Origin of the sequence: Methylobacterium sp. WL18 (assembly GCF_008040015.1) — a bacterium.
Lineage (GTDB): Bacteria > Pseudomonadota > Alphaproteobacteria > Rhizobiales > Beijerinckiaceae > Methylobacterium > Methylobacterium mesophilicum.
This window is the reverse complement of sequence record NZ_VRVD01001246.1, coordinates 1-587: the sequence shown is the minus strand read 5'-3', so window position 1 is coordinate 587 and position 587 is coordinate 1. Positions and strand designations below refer to the sequence as shown.

Sequence of the window (587 nt, the reverse complement as noted above, 5' to 3'; positions counted from 1 at the left end):
GCCCGCGACCGCGAGCGCTGGAACCACCGTCCGCCCGGCCAGGGCGGCGAGAGCTACGCCGCCCTGGTGGAGCGGGTCGGCCCGGTCCTGTCCGGGCTCGAGCGGGATGCCGTGATCGTCGCCCACGGCGGCGTCGCCCGGGCGGCCCTGGTGGCGCTGGGCCATCTCGACATGTACGCGGCGCCGCGCCTCGGCATCCGCCAGGGCGAGGTGCTGGTCCTGGAGCCGTCGGGCTGGCGCTGGGCTTAATCCGTCCTTCACCCAGGGTTCAAAGCCGCCTCGATAACGGCATGATCGGCTGGCTATAGGGCGGTCGCCACGGTATGCGCCGATCTGTTCGGTCGGCCAGCGGAGCAGCGGATGAGCGACGTCGCCGAGAAGACCCGGTCCGGACCGGCTGCCGGGGCGCATGAGCGTCCGGCGGGCGGGGCGGCCGTGCTGCGTGGCGCGCACCGCCCCGACCTGATCCGCGACGAGGTGCTGGCCGAGATCTTTCTGAATTCCGCGCAGGCCCGGCCGGAGCATCCCTGCCTGGTCGACGGCGCCCGCGTGATCGCGGGTGGCGTCCATCCGAGCCTGACCTATGC

The 587-nt window shown here is 73.4% G+C and carries 2 protein-coding genes; both read left to right on the top strand.

The annotated features are described in order from the left end of the window. The coding region (locus FV228_RS32120; RefSeq protein ID WP_147858005.1) for a histidine phosphatase family protein at nt 1–249 on the top strand (249 nt) is incomplete at its 5' end. A gap of 111 nt (nt 250–360) precedes the next feature. After that, nucleotides 361–587, top strand: a 227-nt coding sequence (locus FV228_RS32115; RefSeq protein ID WP_147858004.1) for a hypothetical protein, incomplete at its 3' end; no start/stop codon positions are given.